This window comes from Alteromonas sp. 4NH20-0104, assembly GCF_057547795.1.
In genome coordinates, this window is the sequence record NZ_BAAJLP010000015.1 from 58,274 (window position 1) to 80,430 (window position 22,157).

Here is a 22,157-nt window from a genome sequence, read left to right on the forward strand (position 1 = left end):
ATCACTTCCGGGTTACATCATTAATCATACTATAGGACTCAGGCGAAATAGCTACTAACGAAGTTGATCCGGCGGGTAGCTGTCCATGTCGCCGTAATCGAGGTTTTCACCTGCCATCCCCCAGATAAAGGCATAGTTTGACGTGCCCACACCGCAGTGAATAGACCAGGGTGGAGACAACACGGCCTGCTCGTTCTGCACAAAGATATGCCGGGTTTCATGAGGTTCTCCCATGATGTGGCACACCGCCTGTCCTTCATCGAGATCGAGATAGAAGTACACTTCATTACGGCGATCGTGCTGATGGGCAGGCATGGTATTCCACACGCTGCCCGGCATAAGACGGGTGAGTCCCATTTGTAACTGGCAGGTTTCCACCACGGTGTTAATCATTAACTGATTAATGTCCCGTTCGTTAGAGGTATCCTGGCCGCCGAGATGTAATACCTTGGCATCACCCTTAGCAATTTTTTTGTTGCTATAGGCATGATGGGCTGGCGCTGAGTTTAAATAAAACTTGGCTGGTTTTTCCGGATCGTTGGAATAAAAGGTTACCGTTTTATTTCCCTTAGCGAGATACAGCGCTTCTTCGCGGGCCAGGTTGAACTCTTCGCCATCGGCGACTACTGTGCCGTCGCCGCCAATGTTAATAATGCCCAGCTCGCGGCGATCAAGAAAATGCTCTGCCTTGAGCGCATCCAGCGTTTCCAGCACCAACGGCGAGTCGGTGGGTACCACGCTGCCCAGCATAAAGCGCTCGTAATGGCTGTACACCCAGTAAACCTTGCCGGGTGTCATCAGTTTGTCGACCAGAAAGGTGTCGCGCAGCTCGGTAGTGTCGTACCCCTTTACCTCGCGCTGCCCTACTGCATACCTGACTTCATATTCAGTTTTGTTAGACATAATAGTAATCCCTTAAATGAATTCGAGACTATCGGGCCAGAAATCCACCATCAACAGCGAGTACATGCCCATTAATGTAGTTACTCGCGGCACTGGCCAAAAATACCGCCGCCCCCTGTAAATCAGAAGTTTCGCCCCAGCGGGCAGCCGGGATACGCTTGAGAATTTCATTACTGCGTTCGGGGTCGTCCTGTAGCGCCTGAGTGTTGTCAGTACGGATATAACCCGGCGCGATGGCATTGACCTGCACGTTGTGCTGGCCCCATTCGTTTGCCAGCGCTTTTGTTAGTCCGGCAACGGCGTGTTTACTGGCGGTGTAGGCGGGTACGGTAATGCCACCGCTGTAGCTCAGCATCGACGCAATATTGATGATTTTGCCGTGGTTACGCGCTACCATTTTTTTACCTATTTGCTGACATAACAAAAAAGTGGCATCCAGATTTACCTGCAACACGTGCTGCCATTGATCTAACGGAAACTCTACTGCCGGGCTGCGATAAATCGTGCCGCCGTTATTGACCAGAATATCAATTTCACCGAACACGCCCTGTGCGCTCTCGGCCAGCGCCATCACAGCGTCGGTATCAGACAGGTCGGCCGCCAGTTCCACCGCTTCACCACCGGCCTGTTTAATTTGGCTAACGGTTTCTTCGCTGCCGCCAATACGGCTGCTGGCACAAACCACTTTGGCGCCAGCCTGAGCTAAACCCATCGCCAATGCCCGGCCAATACCACGACTGGCACCGGTCACCAGCGCAACTTTATCAGCTAAACCAAAATCTGGCTGACTCATAGATGCTGTCTCCTGTTTGTTGATGACTTTGCCTCGCTCGTGCCGCGAGGCTTTAAGTTAAGTAGTGTGGTCACTGTCCCATATATGAACAAGTAATCACCATTACCGCGGCTGAATACCCGCCATTTATTTCATATCTGAAACAAAGTCGAACTGTGCGCTACTTGTAACGCGTAATCTGTGCCTTATTCGATCTCCGGGGCAACGGCAACCGCGTAAACATGCACCGGACCATGCATGTTAGAACGAAATACCACCCACTTGCCGTCCGGCGTAAATGTCACATTGGGTTCAAGCCGGTAATCATGGTTTTGCATATTCACCAAACGTGTTGCCTTTAATACGCCGGGCTTTATGAGATCAGCCGCATTGGGCGCGCTGATCCCGGCTACGTCATTGATAGGTTGCGACTCAAATAAGTAAATCCATTTACCCTCTTGGGCCCGGGCCACCATTTCCGCATCACCGCCGTCGCCAGCAAACAGGTTGCCATCCGGTGAAATATTAAAATGCACCGACCAGTAGTCCCGGGGCATGTGTCGCCAGACCCGTTCTTTGGTCTTCATGTTATAACTGGCGAGCCAGAACACCTCGCCGCGCGGGGTTTGCAAGTCATAAAAAATGCGTTCACCACTGGCGTCAAAAAACTCATGACCGGCAATTTCCATATTCATGGTTCGGTGGTGCACTTTTTGATTGTCACTGCCGTCAACACGCATGGTCCAGATGCGGTCGACCTTATGCCATGGGCCTTCATGGCAATACATCAACTGACCCGGATCGCCAGGTGAGAACTGAATATGATTTAACCAGTCGGTCGCTTCGTGCACTGTTTGTTGCTCACCGGTGGAAATGTTAAAGGTAAACATTTGCATGGGAATGCGGGCTTCCAGACGCTCGTTAATACGCACTTCTTTAGCCTCGGCGAAACTGAGTGGCTTACCGTCCGGTCCAAGGGCTTCATAGCGCGCTTCAAAACGGCTGTTGCGAGGACCGGATTCCAAATTGTGCTCGCGCTCGGCCACTGCGCCGGCTAAAAGCGTTTCATTACTGTTGATGGTGTGAATTTTACCGGCCGGGATCGCGCCAAGCTCTTCAACGGCACCGGTATCTATATTTACCCGTAATAGTTCGGTAGGCTGCTGCAATTCATTTTGCGGATGCACTTTCTGGCCGTTATCACCAGTAATGCGGGTGAGATACACATTGCGGGTTTGTTTACCAACAAACAAAATACCCACATCAGGGTGTTCATACAGGCGCTTTACCGACCAGTCGCTTAAATCTACTACGGCTACCCCATTTGGATTGGTCACCGATATGACCATTTTGTCGCCCTCTGCGGTGTAGGCATTCTGATGGAAATATAGCGACCGTGAACCGGGCTCTTCTGACACCCTAACAATCCGGTGACCGGTGTCCTTGTCGATCCATGATTTGGCGATACCGGCCTCGCTGTTGCTTTGAGTAGATGCTGAACAGGCCGTCAATAAAAGGGTGGCGCCTGCCACTATTGTGATGAGTTCTTTCATTTATCGACCCACCGTGTTATTGCCCCACAGCTTGTCATACGACCAGCCCGACAAATCTTCTACGATGGCACGGTTTTCGTTACTGAGCGGTGCGTCCTGCCCATTTTTAAAGCGCTCAATTTCGGTCATGAGCACCTCATGGGTTTCTTTACTGAGCTTAAACTTGGTGGACACCCAAAAACCAAATAACAACACCACCAGCGGACCCGCGGCCAACATAATTACGATGGTTGAGATGGCTTCATTGCTTTGTAATTCTTCACCCGAGGCAAATCCGCCAGCCTCAAGAATAACCCCCACCGACATTACTGCAATGGCCTGCGTAGCCTTGCGGATAAACGTCATAACACCGGCAAAGCTACCTTCACGACGACGGGCGGTGACAATCTGATCCACGTCGGCCATATAGTTATAGGTATTCCACGGAATGTAATTTAACGCACCGCGACCAAAGCCGGCCACAACCACCCCGGCGCCCAACCATAGCAAGCTGAATTCGTTGGTCATAAAGAACATTGCCAGCAGCAGTAAGATCCCCGCAAAGTAGAATACAATAGCTACCCGGTAGCTGGGTGCAGGGCCAAAGCGCATCACCAGCGGAATGGCCAGGGCCACCGCCACTAATTGTGCTATGTAGGTCACGGCCATCATTTCTGAAGCAATAACCACCGTACCGCCAATCGCAAATACCACAAAATAGGTAAACACGGCATTAAACACATCCTGACTAATATAACCACCCAGGTACATGCCCAAATGTAAGCGGAAGGCACGGATACGCATTGTCGAAGACAGATTTCTAAACAGGGTTTTAAGGGTGCCGGTAACGGTCCAGTTCTCATCTTTGGTGAGCTCCTCTTCGCTCAGCTCGCTGGCGTCACGCTCCCACGTAAAGAACCACACGCCAAAGACCACCAGCATGAAGACAACGGAGAAAATCGACCCCATGATTAAAAACGTTGATGCGGACTCTTTACCGCCGGCAATGCTGACAATCCAGCTGGGCAAAATGCCGGCGAAAATAGCCGACACCTGACCGGTAAGAATGCGCGCGCCAGCCAGTTTGGCCTTTTTTTTGTAGTCATCGGTCATCTCGGCAGCGAGTGTCTCATAAGGGATGAGCACCGAGGCATACACCAGCTCGAAAAACACATAGGTGACTAAGTAGTACCAGTATTCCTGGCCGCTTACCCACATCAGGGCAAAACTGGGCAGGAGCGGAATAGCGCCGATTAAGAACACCCGTCGGCGTCCAAACCTGCGACCAATTTTGGTCCGCCCGAGGCCATCTGAAATATGCCCAATCAGGGGGCTCGCCACGGCATCGAGAATGCGCGCAATGGCAAAAATAGACGCGGCCTGAACGGCTGATAAGCCACAAAATGTGGTATAGAAAAACAGGATCCAGCCGCTGATCACGGCCATCGAGCCTGCACCTAAAATATCGTTAAGCCCGTAAGCAATATAGTTGACCGGCTTGAGTTCACGACGGGTCATAACACACCCTCCCAGTTAACAGATTAAATACTGATTAGATGTAGCTATTCATAAATTCAACGAGGGCAAAAATAGCCATCGATTGCCCGTAGGGCATTGAGGTCAATGGAATATCGCGATAGCCCTGCAAGTCGTCAAAGACCGGCGTGCCAAAGGACACCTGTTGCAATTCACCGCTGTCGTCAATGTTTGCCAGTACCGCTTTGATAGCCTTAATAGCACAGGGCTGGTACTCGGCGCTGATGTAGCCTTTGCGCACCGCTTTTAAGATGCCATAGGCAAATCCGGCGGCAGCCGAGGCTTCCAGATAAGAATCAGGATCATCCAACAAAGTGTGCCACAAGCCATCCTCGTGCTGCGTTTTCACCAACGCTTTTACCTGAGCTTCGAGCGTTTCAATCAGGAACATACGCAGGCCGTCGGTTTCCGGCAGGTCAAGCAATTCAATGAATTCAGGAATGGCAATAGTTACCCAGCAGTTACCGCGGGCCCACAGGGCATCGGCAAAATTATGTCGACCATCGAAGGTCCAGCCGTGAAACCATAAGCCGGTCTTACGGTCAGCCAGGTATTTAATGTGCAGCATAAACTGGCGCTTGGCTTCTTCTACATAGTGCGGGCGATTGAGCAGCAAGCCAATTTTAGCCAGCGGCATAACCGACATCATCAGCGTGTCATCCCACAGCTGCTGATAGTTTTCTGAGTTAAACACAATATGCTGAATGCCATTTTCTTCGGTACGTGGAATACCATCCATGATCCACTCAGCCCATACATCCAGGTATGGCAGGTAGCTGCGATTGCCGCAGCGCTCCTGCATGTAAGCCAGGGTTAAAAACGGCGACATCGTGTTAACGTTTTTAGTAGGCGTGCCTTCGGCGAAGCGATTGGCAAACCACTCCTCAATGATTACCCTGGCTTTTTCGTCACCGGTGATATCCCAGTATTTCAATAAACCGTAAAGGCCAATGCCATGTGTCCATTCCCAGTCGTTCCAGCCTTTGGTATCGATTACCCGGCCATCATCGAGCTTAAGCAGAAATTCACCGGTATCGTCAGTAATGTTGACCAGGTTATCAATAAGCTTATCAATGCTTTGCGTAACGGTGGCGAAGTCAATGTCGTGAGCAATTGCAGGCATGTTAAATCCTTCTACTTGTATTGGTTTCAAAATAAACCGGGCGAGGGTCTTAACCCTTGAAAAAAACGACTGTCGCCAACGGTTTCAAATAAGATTGCGCTGAATAATTGACGTCACTGTACATCAATTTACATAATATTAACGCGATTTAACGTTTTTGTTTCAAATGCGAAATAGACGTTCAAATATGAAATGACGCAAAAAGAATAGAGCGTAAATTCAATACCTTACCTCTATATGATCCGAACCACCTCGCGGCGGTTCGGATCCTTTTTGCAGACTAGTCGAGGGCGTCGGGTACCAACGCCAGGTTTTGAATAGCGGCCAATCCCCACTGTGAGGCATCGTTTGTCGACACCCAGGGCGCTTCATCAATCGGGTTCAGCACAGCCGGTCCGGTGACATGGGTAGTACTGAGACGGTCCTGTTGACCAATGATGCTGGCAAATTCCTGGGTGCGGCCAAACTCCTGCCAGGCCCGGCGGGCCAATTCAGGATCGCCCGTTTGGTATGCCGTATAAGCAGTCAACCGCGAATGCGCCGCAGACAGGTTCGGCCGCTTAGACATCCCCAGCGCCGCTTCCTGGGTGGCTTGATCGGCATTATAAAGCCGGCCGTACTTCAGCCAGGCTGCTTTATAAGCCGGCACATCCAGCAGTTGATTCAATTCGGTATTCACTTCAATTAAGCCAAATACCGCGCTTAAGTGGGAGATCCCCGGCTTAACATTATCGTAGGGCAACAGTTTTTGCTTATCGACGTCGTAACCAAAAGCGCCGGCGAAAAAGCCCAGCGGATGCTCGCCAATGACTCGCATGGCATCGAGCAGACGATCGCGGTATCTGACATCGCCGGTGCGCTCCCAGGCCGTCAGCCAGTTAGCTGCGGTAGCACTCCAATCGGTACCAGCACCAATTTTAGCCATGCCGGGCATGGGATTCTGGCGCGCCACTTTGCGGGTCGGATTGAGCACGCCCAGTGCCTTGTCGGCATCTACCACCTCGTTAAGTACGTCGCCGGTACGATCGTCACCAGTAATATAATAATGGAAACGACGGTAGGCAGCGGTACTGATCCGTAGTTGCTTGGCACTACAGCCCCAGTGTTGCACGTTGTGGCGGGTACCCAGCCCCTTAAAGCGACCGGCATGGTAAATATCCACATCGCGATTATGCCGGGTCATGTTTTCTGCCAGATGAAAAGTGGTGGGATCACCACTGCGCAAAAATGAATACCACAGCCATAAATCCGGTGATAACTCTGAATTATCCCAGGCGTAACCGCCAATATCGTAGCGCCACACATGACGGTCGACATCGTAGGTGTGCATAACATCACCGAAGTTCCAGAAGCCATACCAGTGGCGCTGTTCCACCTGGCTGCAATAATATTTGACCTGAAAATCGAGCCGGTCCTCAATTCCTGCTTTCGCGGGTGTTGAGCGGTCGGGCAGTGTCCATAAACCACCAAATACATTGGTTGCCAGATAATCGGCCGGAGCCGCCACAACCTGAGGCGGCTGCGCGATGCTACTGGCCATCTCCACGGTTTTCTGGCGGCTGGGCGTTGTATCCATAATGCCCAAGGTAAAATCGGTGGTGCGGGCTACGCCATAGGCAGAGCCGAATTCAGGCTCGTAGTCTTCATAGATAATATTCAGTGCATCGAGCTGTTCATCGTAGGTGTCCTGACCCATGCCATCATGGTAAAAGCGAACATCCATGGCGGGCGCTTCAGGCGAATAAAACCAAAGGGTGGCCTCAGCCACCTCTGCACCGGCATTGCGTATGTCGACCTGAACCGGGTGTAACTGCCAGAAATCCCGCATGCCAAACACAATGCCACCCGATGTCCCACCAAGATAACTCACACCTGACGCGCGCTGGCCCTGATCAGAATCAATCCAGGCATGGCCAGGTTTGGTGCGCTTTTTAATGGCAAAGCCATTGGCCGATAATTGCGACAGGGTAAAGTCGTTCCACACCGGTATCCAGTGCATACGATTGCTTACCCTCTCATCCCATTCACTTAACGGCGGGGTTGCCACGCCGGCAATTTGCGCATCGCGTACCGCCTGGCCCGGATCGCGTCGCAGGCCGGTTATGCCTTTAACGCCCTCTCCCCACAGGCCTTCATCCTGCCCCACAAAGCGAATATGACGGTTATACAACTCATCGCGCTGAACCACGTTAAAGCGCAAGCCTAACCCGCGAATGAAGTCGTTTTGATCGTCGCCATCGTAAATAAAAGTATGACTCAACCTGATTGATTCACCGCCCGCATATCCATATACACGCAGTGTGAAGGGTAACCAGCTGCGCCCGTTGGGCAATTTGTGTTTACCGGTTATTTTCACCACACTGCGTACCGGACCACTTTGCTCAACCGTCACGCTCTCAACATTCGACGCAAAAGCAGTTACCTCGGCAGGTTGTTCAGGTTCGTTAACCGGCGCATCCTGCACCAGCCCAACCAGCCGTGCTGACTGACCTATGGTTTTTCCATTGCGACGCATTAACCGGATAATATCCCGGCCCTGCTTACCTATATGAAGCTCTACAACACCGGTATCCAGCACAAAGTGATCCGACTGTTCAGTCACAAACGTGGCGGCCGCTGGTTGCGGGCCATTGCCTGGCAGTATCTTAAAATGGTTGCCTGGCTGAGCTCCGGCGGGGATTGCGTGAGCTGTCCACTTTACGCTGCCGTCGGGCCAGTAGGCCGTTGGCCAGCTTTGCAGTGGAATAGCCGTGCCGTCTTCAGCGATGAGCCTGAGTGCATCCGAAGGTTTACGCTCGCCTTGTTTCCATGGGTAGCCCCAGGTAGCGCCGCTTTGATAATCGGGTGCATTACCATCAACCCAACTTAGTGTGCCCGGAACGCGTTTTACGTGGGGTGTTTCAGCCACCTTACTGACAGTGGTACTACACCCGCTTGCTGATAATGCCAACGGCAATGACGCCGCCATGCTGCCCTGTTTTAAAAAAGTGCGTCTGTCCATTGTGTACTCCAGCGCTGTATTACATCCACTCAAATTATGATTGACATTGAGCGATTTGTTTAACATTTTGTTAATTTATGATTAATTAGTATCATAAAATAATCAAATTGCGATAAATAAGCCGAAGATTATTGGTTTAATTGATTCACATATGAAACTCGCGCAGTAGTTTGGATTTTCAACCCAGAGGAACTCATCGTCATGAACACTCGTTACCCGCGTTGGCTTGTTTGCCTGTTATTGGTGACTGCCGCTGCAGGTTGTTCAAAGCAGCCGGCAACAAGCAGCAACAACACACCCACCGCCACCGAATCAGCGTTAACCGGTACGGTGGAAAAAGGTGCTCTGCTATACAGCAATCCTTTGTCTAGCCCTGCCAGCATTGCCGATTGGGTGATGGAAGGCCCTGGTGAGCTGACCTTTAAGGATGGTTGGATGCAGATGTATTCACCGGATGAAGCCATGCACCATGTGTTTTGGTGCCCGGAAGAGTTTCCGGATAGCTTTATTGCAGAATGGCAGGCACAACCACTAACAACCGATGCCGGCCTGACCATTGTATTTTTCGCCGCCAAAGGGGTCGATGGCGAAAGCATTTTTGACCCGTCGTTACCCGCCCGTGACGGTACCTTTAGCCAGTACACTGAAGGCCGGATCAACAGTTATCACATTTCTTATTACGCTAATGCCGCACATAACCCGGACCGCGGCCATGCCAATTTACGCAAAAACAACACGTTTACCTTGTTACAAGAGGGCAAGGTAGGGATCCCGACCTACTCAGATAAAGTGCATCAGGTTAGATTGGTTAAGCACCATAACCACATTCAGCTCTTTGTTGATGACAACAAAGTGATTGATTACACCGACAACCAACCGGTTATCGACGGAGTCAATACCGGGGCGCCCTATACCAGCGGCCACATTGGTTTCAGACAAATGCAATGGACACACTTTCAGTATCGCAACTTTAGTGTCTGGGCAATTGAATAATAACGAAGGATATGCCGAAAGGGTGGTGATTATACCAATCCGCATAGTAGTTTACCCACTCAGCAAGACTGTCGGGCTTTCTGGCTAGGCTTGGTTGCACAGGTTTGGTGGTTCCAAATCAAGCAAGCGTAACAACGCCAGAAAGTCTGCCAGCTCACCCTCAGGGAATTGCCCAAAGGGAGTGGCCAAAACGACTTACCTCTGTGTTGCGTCCTCTGGACATAGAATGACTATGCCGCAGAGAACGCGTCGTGATCTAAGTCGTTTTGTTTCACTCTGAGAGGGTAAACTACTATGCGGATTGGTATTAGACGTGAGCGGGCGTCACCACGCCCGCTGCAATAGCTTACGCGACCAGACTTTTAACGTATTGATTAAGCTCGTCATCCTGGCTGTTATCAAAAAGACAGCGCTGAAAACGTTCACCGGTGAAGGCAACTTTAACCAGCTCCTGGTCTATTTTACGCAAGGTATCAACATAGCTGTCTGCCGCTAATGCGGTCTTTAACTCGGCAAGAATACCTGCATTCTTAACTTGCGGTTCACGTCTTTCAACAGGATAGCCCTCACCGCGGCCACCGGTCAGTGACTTTTCAAAAATGTACCGAGCGTTAAGTTCAGCACCCCAGCCAAATCCCTTAGCAAAAGGCAGGGCTAATGCATTGCCGTTATTCACCTGATTAAACAAAAAGGCATCAGACGGATCGATACAATAACCACAATACACGCCAGGCTGAGCATTGAGCGACATCAGAGCTCCCTGACCTGTACCGCAACCAGCAAAAACAAAATCGACTGCATTAGCGTTCAGCAACGCGCCGGCCATAATGCCTAAATGGACATAGGTAAGATGATGATCATCTTCGCTGTTCATTCCTACGTTGTAGACTTCATGACCTAACTCATCTGCAACATTTTGCAGCTCGTTTAGCACTATTGAATTTTTTGACGCCTGGCTATTTTCCATCATCAACGCTACTTTCATGGCAACCCTCAAGCTTGTATAACTTTAAAGCACGGACGCTATCATCATTGTTCAGCAAATAATACGCGAACAGGGCTTTAACGCTTTTAATTTTCATATCTGAAATACCGGCAGCGCAAAACGCAAACTTCACTACTCCCGGCGTTGATTGGTACCCGCTTCACCCGCTAGGATGGCAGGCAAACCGAGGAAGGGCGAAAGGATAAAACAGGCTTTACTTCTTGTGCACATTGAGTGTTAATACTAATCCGCATAGAAGTGCGCTGTTCCAGTCACCCATTTTTCAAACCGCTCTGTCAGGGTAAATGAAATACCCGGGTGAGCGGTTGCGTTACCGGGCTGTTATCACTGTTATGAGCCATAATATCGCCCATATACGCCCACCATTTCTGCATTATCCCGGTAGCGGGTAAATCGTCCATACCATGCTCATCACTACGCCACAAAACACCAAACAGCTGTAGTGTTTCGGGGTGCAAAAAAATGGAGTAATCCTCTATACCCGCGGCTTTGAGTTCGGTTACCAGTTCCGGCCAAATCTCATCGTGGCGACGCTCGTACTCTTTTTCACAGCCGGGGTTAAGCTGCATAACAAAAGCAATTTTTTCCATCAGGCCTCCTGATTGGTGTTAATAATTAATCGGGCGTAAGGGCTCAGCAATGTGGAGGGGCCCAGTGTTCGACCACTGAGCATATCGGTAGCCCCAGCGGGTAGCGAAACGGTTTTGCTCTCATTGAGCATATTCAGCACTATCCACAGCAGTTTACCCTGCGAGCTTTTTCGCGGCACTATGACTATGCCCTCAGGTACATCAAAGTGCATTTTCACCCCGGCCTGCTGAGCATAATGCCTAATCAGCCGGTTGAGCATTGCATCGCTGTTATCCCCATGGGGTTGCGCGCCTAACATTACCAGCTTGCCTTTGCCTATTGGGCGCTCGGTGGCAAAGGCGAGTCCTTTGGCACGACCTTTGGTGATGGTACCTACAATACTCGTACCTGCTTTCGCTTTTACCGCGGCGCACCAACCACTCAGCTCACTTTCCACACCCAGCAATTCACCTTGGGCTTTGGTGCCAGTAAGTGGTAGTAAATACTGGGTGCTCACACCGGCCATTTTCTCCAGTAAGCCAAGACCCGCCTCTACCGGCACCGTATGTTCTTTGCCGCGCGTGCCGGTAACAGGTCCGGCAATCCAAATCCCGCCGCGCCGCATAAAGGCCTCAGCACGAATTAAAAATGCCTCACTCACATAGGGCATGGCAGGGGTAATCAGTAGCTTTAATCCGTCTAAGGATGCGCCCTCAAAACGGGCCTCGCGATGCAGGCCTGCATCCAGTAGCTGTTTATGCCACATTTCGACAATGCCACGATAACGATTAGGGAAACCGGCACGCTTATCCAAAGGTTCGGTTTCAAACATAGCGCGGGCATGATCCGAGTAAGTCACCGCCACTTCAGGGGTAATCAGTGTTGAACTGAGCAATGTTGGTTCAAGTTGCTGTTTAGCTTCACTGACTTTTTTCACTTCGTGATAGCCGATAGATGGTGCGTTCCAGGCACTTTTTACGGCGCTATGGGGAAGCTCCGCGCCGCTGCGTTGCTGACGCCATAACCAGTAGCAAAACCCTTCTCCACCAAGGGCATAAATCAAACTGGCCTCTGCGGCCAAGAACCCCGCCGGGTGAATGGGCTGATGATTGCCCAACCAGCCATTGTGGGCCACGCTGGTTTCCATGAGCCAGAATGGCCGGCCGGGAATAGCGGCTCGATACAGGTCAGAACGAAATACCAGTGTCGACCATTGCTCAGCGGTTGGATAGGCATCATAGGCGGCAAAATCCAGCGCCTGCATGGAGCGTTCATGATGAATATTAAATGCCGGGTTGTCGTTGTGCGTAATCGGCAAATCCGAAAACTCGCGGATGACGTTACGCTGCGCCAGCATAAAATCCGCTACACTCTCGCGGCAAAAGAGTTTATACGCGGTGATGAGCGAGGCATTATGCAAAAACGGCGTCGTCACCGGCGCGGGCACCTGGTCAAAATTATTGTAATGCTGACTCCAGATATGGGTGCCCCAGGCTTCGTTAAGTGCCTCAATGGTACCGAAGCGCTGTTGCAACCACTTACGCCAGTTGGCAATAGCGGCATCACTGAAATCTTCTGCCACATGGGCTTTCATTTCGTTATCTAATTGCCAGCCAATCAGCGCCGGGTGGCGGCCGAGTTCATGGGACATGCGGCGAATGATACTAAAGCAGGCTTCGCGGACCGCCGGGTGCTCATAGCTGGCGTGCTGACGCGCGCCATGACTCATGACTGTCCCCTTGGCGTTTTTATGGCATCGTTCGGGATGATTGTGAGTCAGCCATGCGGGAGGTGTTGCGGTTGGTGTACAGAGCACCACATCAATCCCGGCGGCATGCATTTTATCCATCACCGTTTTAAATAACCTAAAGTCATAATCGCCGGGCGTGGTTTCCATGGTCGACCAGGCAAACTCGGCCATGCGTACCAGATTGATGCCTAACGATTGCATTTCGGCAATGTCGGCATCCACATCGGCATCCGGCCATAACTCTGGGTAGTACGCCACACCATGAATGAGCTTGTTGATTTTATACGGGCGCGAAACAGCCGCAGCAGCCGCCAGTGCATTGTGCGATAAAGGCGCCATGAAAGCGCCTAACACAGCACTTTTACCGGCCAGACAAAATAGATCGCGTCGTGAAAATGAAGGCATAGAGAATTCCTTGATTAACCGCAAAAGGGGCATCAATGATGCCCCTGCTTAAATCACTGTTTATGCTGCTTAGAACTGATAAATCACACCTACCGAGTACTCGCGGCCAGCCCATTGCAGGTCGGACAGGCGGCGCGGGCCAGCGTTGTATGATTTCACTTCGCCGGTGAGGTTACGGCCATCTATATAGGCGCGCAAATCATCAGTAATGTTGTAGATAAATTTGGCATCCATATACCCTGAGTCGTCAACAAAAACCGGGTTACCAGAGCGGTCAGCCGGATTAATCAGGTATTCGTCACGGTAGTTATAGGCAACCCGGAAACTCCAGGTATCCGTTTCGTAAAACGCGGTGACGTTGTAGCTGTTTTCAGACTGTGACGGGAAGGGCAGTTCCTTACCGGTTAACTGGTTGAACAAACCCACATCATCGGCGGTCATATGGGTGAAGTTTATCGCGCCCCCGAAGCCATCGAATGGCTCTGGCAACCAACTAAAGATGGTTGAGGCCTGCAGCTCAAAACCTTTGGTGGTGACACCACTGCCATTGATTTTTTGGCGTACATCAAAAGAGCGTCCGTCATTAAAGAAGTCCACATCAAAGCGGGTAGTCGGATCAATAACCCAGCTGTTGATATCTTTAACAAAGTAGGCACCCGAGATAATAGTATCTTCATTGGGATACCAGTTCAGAGCGATATCAAACTGTTTGGCACGGTAGGGTTTTAATGCCGGGTTACCTGCAGTACAGTAGTCCCGCAGGTCATCCAGCTCGTTGCGCGAGGTACGATAAATGGTACAGCTGGCGTTAACGTTGAGGTCGGTAATTTTAGGTCGCGACATCACTTTGGCGGTGCCAAAGTACAGTACCAGTTCGTCCTCAATGAGCGCTAAGTTTACGTTTAAGCTCGGCAGAAAGTCGTTGTACTCTTCTTCAACCGTTTTACGGCCGTTAAAGGTATCCGGGTGATCGGTGTCTTCGATGCCTGGTAAAGGCTCGCCGGTAACCGGATCGGTCAGGACATTGCCGTCGTCATCTACCTGGTCGACGATAATCCGCTCAAACACGTCTCCGTTCGCCGCCGTTTGGGTTTCAACATAACGGGCACCCACGTTACCCCACAGGCGCATCCCGCCAATGTAGGTTTCGAAGTTAGTTTGCAGGTAAATCGCCTGGGTATCGACCTCTACATTGTAGTTACCCGTGCGCACATCTAAGTCCTGACGGGTAGTAAAGTCGTTCGCGACCGCCTGAATATCTTCAATAAAGGGGTATGTGTCCACCGCCTGATAGTTACCAATGGTGTCTACCCCAAGGCTGTAACCATCAAACAGAGTCGGCGACTGAAACGTATTGCCGGTAATCAGGGCTATTTGGTCTTCCATGGTCCATTCCATGGATTCGCCGGTTTCCGGGTTTTCGTAGGTACTGCCTACATCACGAATAATGTTGTACTGGAAGTTAGCATTTTCGTAACCCTGGTTACGCACCTGCACACCGGCTCTGATGAGCGTAAGGAAATCTGAATCGGGGATATAGGTCAGATCCAGCTTGGCCATGGTTTCGTCAGACTCGTCCTGGCTGGGCGCATATTTATATCGTGAGCGAGACACATAGCTGGCCGGATCGTTGACATCAAAGCTATTTGACGTATCGGTAGGATCATCAGGGTTAACAATATAACCGGTGTTAAAATCCCATTCCGGCGCGCCGCGGCTATCCAGGTCAACCTGCACCCCGGCAACACCATTAGCGGTAATATGGGTATCCCGTGAGTCAATATCCTGCTCGGCCAGCGAGTAAGCCACCTGGCCTTCTACTCGCCAGGCATCCTTGCTGTACTCAAAGCCGGTCTCGTACATTTCGGTGGTTTGATCCCAGCCGAACTCCAGCGTCCGGTTGGTCACTGTGGCAGCCGCCGTTTCAAAGTAGGTCACATTGTGCTGATCATCCACTATCACCGAATCCGGGTTGATACGCGCAGCAGATTGCGATTCTAAGTGCAGGTTTAAGTCCAGCGCTTGTTTATCGCGGGTATTGTGAGTGTAGCTTGCGTGAGTTTGCAGATTGTCAGTCAGACGATACTGCACAACCACGTTAGCACTAAGACGGTCTTCCTCACGGCCCCAGATGCCATAGCGAGGCAGACGCGGCGAAAAGTCAAACCACTGCTGCTCACAAGCGGCCTGGTCAGCGGTGTCTGTACAGGCAGCTTTATCGGTTACGTCGGCAAAATTGGCATCTTCAAAGGTCTTTTCCGGTGAGTTGTCGTAGTCGGCAAAACGGGCCCATTCGGTATTACGCAAAGCATGGATCATGGTGTTTTTGGTTGATCCGGTTACATTGACCAGCACACCCAGATCGTCGTTAAACTTATACACGCCGGTGGCATTCCATTTGTTACTTGGATCGTCGATCAGGTCGTTATACTGGCCTTCAGCATTGACCGACAGGAAGTTTTCATCAAACTCATTCGGCTTACGGGTATTAACCTGTACGGTACCGCCGATACCGCCTTCAGTGAGGCGCGCTTCAGACCCCTTTATGACATCAACAGATTTAACCAGCTCAGCCGCCATGTCACGAAAATCTACCGCGCGACTTCCACTAAAGCCCTGCGCCGAAACATTGTTTACCTCAACGCGCAGCAGGCCCGGCTCAACACCACGAATACTGATCCCCTGACCTTCACCAAAATCACGGTCGAGCTGAACACCCGGAATACGTTGTAAGGCTTCACCGACGTTTTTGTCCGGGAACATGCCGATATCTTCGGCCACCAGTGAATCGGTAATAGTGCCAGCCATTTTTTTACGATCTAACGCGCTGCGCTGACTAAAACGAATACCTTTCACTTCGATAATCTCGGTATCTTCGCCCTCGGCGTCTTTATCTTTTAACTCGTCAGCCTGTTGCTGCGCGACAGTCTGATCTGACTCCTGTGCCCATAGCGGCGCGCTGGCAAAACAGGCTCCGGTTAGTAAAATGGTAGAAATACTGGTGGCAATCAGTTTGCGCGATGTATTTATCGTAGCTTGAGTGGCTGTTGTGATGTTGCGTTCCATGACGTTTTCCATAGTAACCTCGTTCGCTTTTCAAAGGCTGGCTTCGGCGCCAGCCAAAGTAAACATTATTTTAATATTTTGTTTACAACTGCATTTATCCTAGTAACCGACAGAGGCCTTCGTCAACACAAAACCATCAAAACCACTCACCAATATGCATAAACAATCATTTAATTTCATATATGAATAAATCGCCCTGAACTGACCGTATATTTTGGGTGGTTCATCTGCTTATACAGCGCGCTTCTACGCCTTAAAGTCAGCAAAAATGAGGGCCACCTGACACCTGTCCAATCTGCCACTAAGACCAACAGAATAAGCCTTTCAGCCTTAATTCAGAAAAGCAAAATACCGCTGCAACGCGAGTTGATACGGATGTTCAATAAGCAGGGGATAACAAAACAATCAAAAGCGGTTTTCGACCACACACTGATTGAGTAAATTGAGTATCTTAGTCACATTGTTTTGATTGGTACTTTCCAAAATTATGTGCACATAAGGTTTATTTTGCTCGATTAGACGAAACAGATGAGCGTGATCCATTTCACCGGTACCTGAAGGTAAATCTCCCGTTTTGCGGCCATCATTGTTAACAAAATCCTTACAATGCACAGCAACAATATGTTCGCCGAACCGCCTGAACGCGTCATCCATCAACTGCTGTTGCTGTTCGCATTGGTCTGGCGGAAAGAAATTCACCGGGTCGTAGATCACTTTTACATTCGGCGAGTTAACCCTAATCAATAGCTGCTCCATTCGCTCGTAGGTATTCACTGTATGGTGATGTGCCACACCTTCGATGCCCACAAAGACTCCGTGTCGCTCTGCCACACCGGCGAGCCGCCTGACACTAACGACCAGCTCTTCAAAGGCTTGCTCCGACTGGTTATCCGGATGATAGGTACAATCGGCATTGCGGGAGCCGGTTTCGGTGCCCACGATGGCACAACCAAAATCCCGGGCAAAAGTGAGGTGCTCTTCAAAGCGTTGCAGAGAGAGTTCGCGCAGCACCGGGTCAGGATGAATCGGGTTGATATAACAACCCAACACGGCAATGTTGATATTTTGCCGGGCAAATTCATCACGCACGTGATTAGCAAACCCCGGGGTAAGTTGCCCCGGGTTTTCACTTATAAACGGGAAAGACTTAGCGGGCGCCAATTGCACACAACTTACCGGATACTGGCCGATGATACCGGCGATTTCTGCCGGTGTACCCTCACCATAATCGTGGGCACGAACCCCTAGATTAAGTGCATTCATTATTCCACTCCCTGAATATCTTCTGCCAGACTGTCTACAACGGCTATTCCCAACATCGGCGCAAGCTGTTGGGCAACTATCTCAGCCGTGAGTTTAGCGCCTGCCAGGCTGGTATGGGTACGTGCGTCAGCAAACAAGGCATTGACCTGCTCTTGTCCCAGACTGTCATAGTGACTGGCAACATATTGATGCAGATCTATCAGGGGCACCTGAGCTTGTCGGGCCACCAGAGTTGCCCATGTTGGATAGCTGTTTGTGGCGCGGGCAATGCGTAGCCCGTCCGTCTCCCACACCTTGCGCGGCACAGGTGTGCAGATTACCGGCAGCATGCCCCGAGCACGCGCCTCACCGATCATTTTGCGTAAATACCAACCATAGCTGTGTACAGTTTCGGTTTTGCCTGTGAGCAGGTTATCGATGACCACCTGTTCATGGCCAATGCCCCTGATGGTGCCCCGGGCCCGGCTGTCATCATTTAGTGCGCCAGCATCATTGTGGCCAAACTGAATCAATACGATGTCGCCTGGGCTCATCATGTTCAGTGCCCGCGCCCAATGGCCTTGCGTAACATAGGTTCTTGAACTCAGGCCGCCTACCGCACGATTGACAATGTTAAGTGGCGGGTTACCTAACCAGTCGGCAATAAAATCACCCCATCCCCACTGACCATCACGGCCGTCGCCCCAGCCGTTACGTACGGTTGAATCACCCACCAAAAATACACTCTTGCGATCTTTGACCGCTTTTACCGGCAACCGAACAAAGCTCCAGTCGTAGGCTGCAACGGCTTGTCCCTGCGCTGAAAAATACGATTTGTCGAGACCCGGGCGCAATCCCTTTAGCGCTGCAACAATGTGCCTGGCATGCAGCTCTGCCCCCGCATCGTTATAATGGGTATGATCTTTAGGGTACAGCGCGGCAGTAGCCTCACTCCCTAACAATTCCAGCTCATCAGCCACGGCATTAGTTAAATCGATGTAGGGCGTATCCAGTTCCCAGGCTAACTGATACATCCAATAGCCATACTGACCCGAACCACGCTCAATGCGATGCCCCTGCCAGATATTACGTACGGTCAGTGACATCAACACCGGCTTAGCGCCTTTAGCCTTAACGTCGCTGACCATTTTACGTATGTAATAACCAAACGAGAATACACGTTCTTGCTTTCCGGTAAGCTGGTTGTCGATATCAACAAAGTCGTCACTGATACCACCGATGGTTCCGCGGGCACGACGCTCATCGTTAATGGGGCTGGCATCGTTATGACCAAATTGAATAATCACTACATCGTTTGCTTTAACGTCAGCAAGTAAATCATCCCACAGCCCTTCGTTAATAAAAGTACGGGTACTGCGTCCACCACGAGCGCGGTTATCGATGTTCACTTTGTCGCTAAAAAACTGATCAAACATCGCCCCCCAACCCTGATGCTCCGCATTTTTATAGGTGGCTGCTGTGGAGTCTCCGGCAATAAATATCGTGGCCGGAGCCAGCACATCGGCTTCGTTGGCCTGGGCGCCCAACGAGCTAATCAGTAAAAATGCACAGACACAATGAACACTGCTACGCAGTGCATAAAGAAATTTATAAGATAACCATTTCATGGCAACAGAGTCCTATCCTTCCGGGTATAGCAAATTTCAACGAGAGATAACGTATTCGGCCAGCGGCAACTGCCGGCGAGTAATGTCTTCTACCAGCATGCTGGCAAAGAGATGTGCCCCGGCCTCATTGGAATGAGTACGATCCTTTGGCACAAAAAACTGTTGAGCAGCCATCTGGCCTAGCTCGGTCACCCACGCATCTGAGAGCGCCATAAGGTCGATCAAGGGGATGTCCTGTAACTGACTGATCTTTTGTAGCGACCGTCGTACGTCGAGCTGCGGCCACTGGTGCTGTTGAGCCAGGTTGATCCCCTGGTTGCGGATCATCGGCGACACCAGTATGGGTAGCGCGCCACGAGCTTTAATAAATAGCAACAAGTCACTAAGGCGCTGCTCATACACGGCTGCTGAGGTGGTTTTATCGTTGTGACCGAGCTGAATCAGGACGATGTCCTTTTCTCGTAGTTGTTCGGCAATGGGCGCGAATAACTCGCCGTCTTCGATATTAAAGGCCTGGGTACCTTCGCCGGAATCAGCATAATTGACCACTGATACCTGCTGGCTCAGATAAGCCGGTAATACCTGACCCCAGCCGCTGTATCGGGCGATAGCAGGCTTCTCCCACTGCGGATTTTGATCGCAAACCGTAGAGTCACCAAGAATAAACAGTCTTTTATCAGGCGTTGTCGCTGTAATAGCGATCTGTTCGATTTCGTGTAATTCACCGGGTAACCATAACGTTAGCCCAGGTGAACCCTGGTAGGTATCCTGCTGCAATGGCTGACCATCAGGATGACGGGTATTGACTAAAAATGACAGGTTTTGTTGTTCAATTGCTATGGCAGATGAATGCATTAACCGACGGGATTCTGCATACACCCAGGGCGTGCTTGCTGGTTTAATGATCATTTCCACCCGATAATGGCGGGCATCACCGATGAGTGCCGGCGCAAAATCACAACGCGCAGGTGTAGCGCCATTAGCGGGCTGGCACTGCCTTACCAGAGCGGCCTCGTCGAAGACCCGAACATCGTGCTGAGTAACCTGACTCGCACACCCAGCCAATACAATGGCGGTTGTGCACAACAAAACCGAGCGGATAAACCAGTTGAGCCACATATTGTAAAACCTGAATTAAACTAATGTAAAAAACATTAACACTCAGATTCAATCACGAAAACAATCGATGACTACGTCGTATCAGATATCAATAAAATATCCCGTATATGAAACTAGGGGCTGTTGATCTTTGCTGTACACTTTTGCAGCAGTCTGTGTATCATTTAGACAAGGCGACTGTTTGCAGGTCTAGTGGGCTAAATCAAAAACAGTCAACACAGTATAAATGATACACAGGCGCTGCCCGAAGGGGTCGTCATGAAAGCATTTTACTCATTGTCACAGCCCTTTGACGTAGAACAACTATGCCTTCAGGACTGCTCCGCGATTAAAATGCTTTCATATAGACCAAAAATCGTACAGCAAAGATCAACAGCCCCTAATTATAGCTATCGACTTACCTTAATACCGACAGTTCCTCGCGGGTAATCTTCACTATCGAACCATGACGACTCCCCTGGGGCATATTTAATTGCTCGGTCAGGTCTTCCCATTCCTTAAAGTCGCGGGTGCGCATTACCCCAAAACTATGCTCTGTATACTGATCAAAATACACGTAATACCAACCATCCAGTTCAATAATGGCGGGGCCTTCAACCCATACATCAGCTGGCGAAAAAGGCGCTTGCTGTAACTGCCAGGGGCCGTGAATAGTGTTGGCGGTTGCGACCAGCAAGTGTTTGGCCGGCGGATAGCGTGTTTCATCTTTGACCAACATGGTGTAGTTCTCCCCGGTATTCACAATCGCCGCATCAATGACATTAAAACCGGGCTGGTAGAATAACTCAGTTGGTGTGAAGGTAGTGAAATCTTTAGTAGTGGTGGCAAATATGCGGTGATCCCAGCCTTTGTCGGCTTGCTTTTCGGTGTCCGGGTAGGTGCCCGGGATCGTCGATGCCCAATAGATCCAGTATTGCTGAGTAGCGTCATCCCAGTAAATTTCTGGTGCCCAGGCATTCTTTGCAGTCGGAAAGTCTTTCATTACCGGTACTAATACCTGTTCGCTCCAGTCACGCAGATTATCAGAGTGGGCAAAGCCTATGGCGGCGTCTTCCCAGCCAGACGTCCACACCATGTGAAAACGATTATCCGGCCCGCGGATAATCACCGGGTCACGCATTAATTTTGTGCCAACCTGTGGGGCCAAAACGCTTTCGTCATTATTCAGGACGGTCCAGTTAAGGCCATCTTCGCTATATGATAAGTGCAGTCCGTCCTCACCATTACCCCGAAACGAAGCAAACAATAAAATGTCGCTTCTTTCGCTATTGCCAGGTTGCTGGGCTGTGATTACTTCGCTGGCGGCTTGTTCAGCTCTGTTTTGTGGCTGGCAGCCGGTTAACAGCAGGCTGAAAATGAGACTAATAAACAGTATTCTGACCATAATGAAGACGTCCTTGATGCCGGTTATCCGGCAAATTCTTACTGAAATCGGCCGATTGTCAAAACCTAACCCCGGATTGTTTCACATAAGAACCTTCCTGACAGCTTTACAACGGCTTAATTCAGGG

Annotated in this window: 15 protein-coding genes; 1 reads left to right on the top strand and 14 read right to left on the bottom strand. The window is 50.5% G+C overall.

The window, feature by feature from the left end; genetic code table 11:
- Positions 1-54: 54 nt before the first annotated feature.
- The 6 genes from kduI to AC27IB_RS12305 form a co-directional block, all read right to left on the bottom strand.
- A complete protein-coding gene (kduI, locus tag AC27IB_RS12280; protein WP_487121183.1) occupies positions 55-903 on the bottom strand; it encodes a 5-dehydro-4-deoxy-D-glucuronate isomerase in 849 nt (282 codons plus the stop codon).
- A 28-nt stretch (positions 904-931) separates the two neighbouring features.
- Positions 932-1,696 (bottom strand): 2-dehydro-3-deoxy-D-gluconate 5-dehydrogenase KduD, encoded by a 765-nt coding sequence (gene kduD, locus AC27IB_RS12285; RefSeq protein WP_487121185.1) that lies wholly within the window; start codon positions 1,694-1,696, stop codon positions 932-934.
- A 185-nt stretch (positions 1,697-1,881) separates the two neighbouring features.
- Positions 1,882-3,228, bottom strand: coding sequence for an oligogalacturonate lyase family protein (locus tag AC27IB_RS12290; protein ID WP_487121187.1), 1,347 nt, complete (start codon positions 3,226-3,228; stop codon positions 1,882-1,884).
- A complete protein-coding gene (locus AC27IB_RS12295; RefSeq protein WP_487121189.1) occupies positions 3,229-4,725 on the bottom strand; it encodes an MFS transporter in 1,497 nt (498 codons plus the stop codon). It lies immediately after the preceding gene.
- 34 nt (positions 4,726-4,759) lie between these two features.
- Positions 4,760-5,866 carry a beta-galactosidase BglB gene (gene bglB, locus AC27IB_RS12300; protein ID WP_487121191.1) on the bottom strand — a complete coding sequence of 369 codons (1,107 nt, stop codon included), beginning with the start codon at positions 5,864-5,866 and terminating at the stop codon, positions 4,760-4,762.
- 280 nt (positions 5,867-6,146) lie between these two features.
- On the bottom strand, positions 6,147-8,867 hold the full coding sequence (locus AC27IB_RS12305; protein ID WP_487121193.1) for an exo-rhamnogalacturonan lyase family protein: 2,721 nt from the start codon (positions 8,865-8,867) through the stop codon (positions 6,147-6,149).
- Positions 8,868-9,068: 201 nt separating this feature from the next.
- Here AC27IB_RS12305 and AC27IB_RS12310 point away from each other — a divergent pair, with 201 nt between their 5' ends.
- Entirely contained in the window at positions 9,069-9,860 is a 792-nt protein-coding gene (locus AC27IB_RS12310) for a DUF1961 family protein (RefSeq protein ID WP_487121195.1), read from the top strand.
- 346 nt (positions 9,861-10,206) lie between these two features.
- On the opposite strand, the gene AC27IB_RS12315 is transcribed toward AC27IB_RS12310, so the two are convergent.
- The 8 genes from AC27IB_RS12315 to AC27IB_RS12350 form a co-directional block, all read right to left on the bottom strand.
- The gene (locus AC27IB_RS12315; protein WP_487121197.1) at positions 10,207-10,845 is read right to left on the bottom strand and encodes an RpiB/LacA/LacB family sugar-phosphate isomerase; all 639 of its coding nucleotides are present in this window, start codon (positions 10,843-10,845) and stop codon (positions 10,207-10,209) included.
- Between the two features lie 296 nt (positions 10,846-11,141).
- Positions 11,142-11,456 (bottom strand): L-rhamnose mutarotase, encoded by a 315-nt coding sequence (gene rhaM, locus AC27IB_RS12320; protein ID WP_296047463.1) that lies wholly within the window; start codon positions 11,454-11,456, stop codon positions 11,142-11,144.
- A complete protein-coding gene (locus AC27IB_RS12325; RefSeq protein WP_487121199.1) occupies positions 11,456-13,591 on the bottom strand; it encodes a beta-galactosidase in 2,136 nt (711 codons plus the stop codon). The genes rhaM and AC27IB_RS12325 overlap by 1 nt, the downstream gene beginning before the upstream one ends.
- A 69-nt stretch (positions 13,592-13,660) precedes the next feature.
- Positions 13,661-16,669 (bottom strand): TonB-dependent receptor, encoded by a 3,009-nt coding sequence (locus AC27IB_RS12330; RefSeq protein WP_487121201.1) that lies wholly within the window; start codon positions 16,667-16,669, stop codon positions 13,661-13,663.
- Positions 16,670-17,062: 393 nt separating this feature from the next.
- The gene (locus AC27IB_RS12335; protein WP_487121203.1) at positions 17,063-17,920 is read right to left on the bottom strand and encodes a sugar phosphate isomerase/epimerase family protein; all 858 of its coding nucleotides are present in this window, start codon (positions 17,918-17,920) and stop codon (positions 17,063-17,065) included.
- The gene (locus AC27IB_RS12340; protein WP_487121205.1) at positions 17,920-19,527 is read right to left on the bottom strand and encodes a rhamnogalacturonan acetylesterase; all 1,608 of its coding nucleotides are present in this window, start codon (positions 19,525-19,527) and stop codon (positions 17,920-17,922) included. Before AC27IB_RS12340 ends, AC27IB_RS12335 begins: the two co-directional genes overlap by 1 nt.
- Before the next feature lie 36 nt (positions 19,528-19,563).
- Positions 19,564-20,646: an SGNH/GDSL hydrolase family protein gene (locus AC27IB_RS12345; RefSeq protein WP_487121207.1), complete on the bottom strand. Its 1,083-nt coding sequence runs from the start codon at positions 20,644-20,646 to the stop codon at positions 19,564-19,566.
- Positions 20,647-21,043: 397 nt separating this feature from the next.
- Positions 21,044-22,030 carry a glycoside hydrolase family 43 protein gene (locus AC27IB_RS12350; protein WP_487121209.1) on the bottom strand — a complete coding sequence of 329 codons (987 nt, stop codon included), beginning with the start codon at positions 22,028-22,030 and terminating at the stop codon, positions 21,044-21,046.
- Positions 22,031-22,157: the final 127 nt, after the last annotated feature.

Bases quoted from the DNA above. Each gene is read 5' to 3' on its own strand.
- kduD (WP_487121185.1), bottom strand. From the start codon at position 1,696: ATGAGTCAGCCAGATTTTGGTTTAGCTGATAAAGTTGCGCTGGTGACC.
- AC27IB_RS12305 (WP_487121193.1), bottom strand. From the start codon at position 8,867: ATGGACAGACGCACTTTTTTAAAACAGGGCAGCATGGCGGCGTCATTG.
- AC27IB_RS12340 (WP_487121205.1), bottom strand. From the start codon at position 19,527: ATGAAATGGTTATCTTATAAATTTCTTTATGCACTGCGTAGCAGTGTT.
- AC27IB_RS12310 (WP_487121195.1), top strand. From the start codon at position 9,069: ATGAACACTCGTTACCCGCGTTGGCTTGTTTGCCTGTTATTGGTGACT.
- AC27IB_RS12330 (WP_487121201.1), bottom strand. From the start codon at position 16,669: ATGGAAAACGTCATGGAACGCAACATCACAACAGCCACTCAAGCTACG.
- AC27IB_RS12345 (WP_487121207.1), bottom strand. From the start codon at position 20,646: ATGTGGCTCAACTGGTTTATCCGCTCGGTTTTGTTGTGCACAACCGCC.
- kduI (WP_487121183.1), bottom strand. From the start codon at position 903: ATGTCTAACAAAACTGAATATGAAGTCAGGTATGCAGTAGGGCAGCGC.
- AC27IB_RS12290 (WP_487121187.1), bottom strand. From the start codon at position 3,228: ATGAAAGAACTCATCACAATAGTGGCAGGCGCCACCCTTTTATTGACG.
- rhaM (WP_296047463.1), bottom strand. From the start codon at position 11,456: ATGGAAAAAATTGCTTTTGTTATGCAGCTTAACCCCGGCTGTGAAAAA.
- AC27IB_RS12350 (WP_487121209.1), bottom strand. From the start codon at position 22,030: ATGGTCAGAATACTGTTTATTAGTCTCATTTTCAGCCTGCTGTTAACC.
- AC27IB_RS12295 (WP_487121189.1), bottom strand. From the start codon at position 4,725: ATGACCCGTCGTGAACTCAAGCCGGTCAACTATATTGCTTACGGGCTT.
- AC27IB_RS12335 (WP_487121203.1), bottom strand. From the start codon at position 17,920: ATGAATGCACTTAATCTAGGGGTTCGTGCCCACGATTATGGTGAGGGT.
- AC27IB_RS12315 (WP_487121197.1), bottom strand. From the start codon at position 10,845: ATGAAAGTAGCGTTGATGATGGAAAATAGCCAGGCGTCAAAAAATTCA.
- AC27IB_RS12325 (WP_487121199.1), bottom strand. From the start codon at position 13,591: ATGCCTTCATTTTCACGACGCGATCTATTTTGTCTGGCCGGTAAAAGT.
- bglB (WP_487121191.1), bottom strand. From the start codon at position 5,866: ATGCCTGCAATTGCTCACGACATTGACTTCGCCACCGTTACGCAAAGC.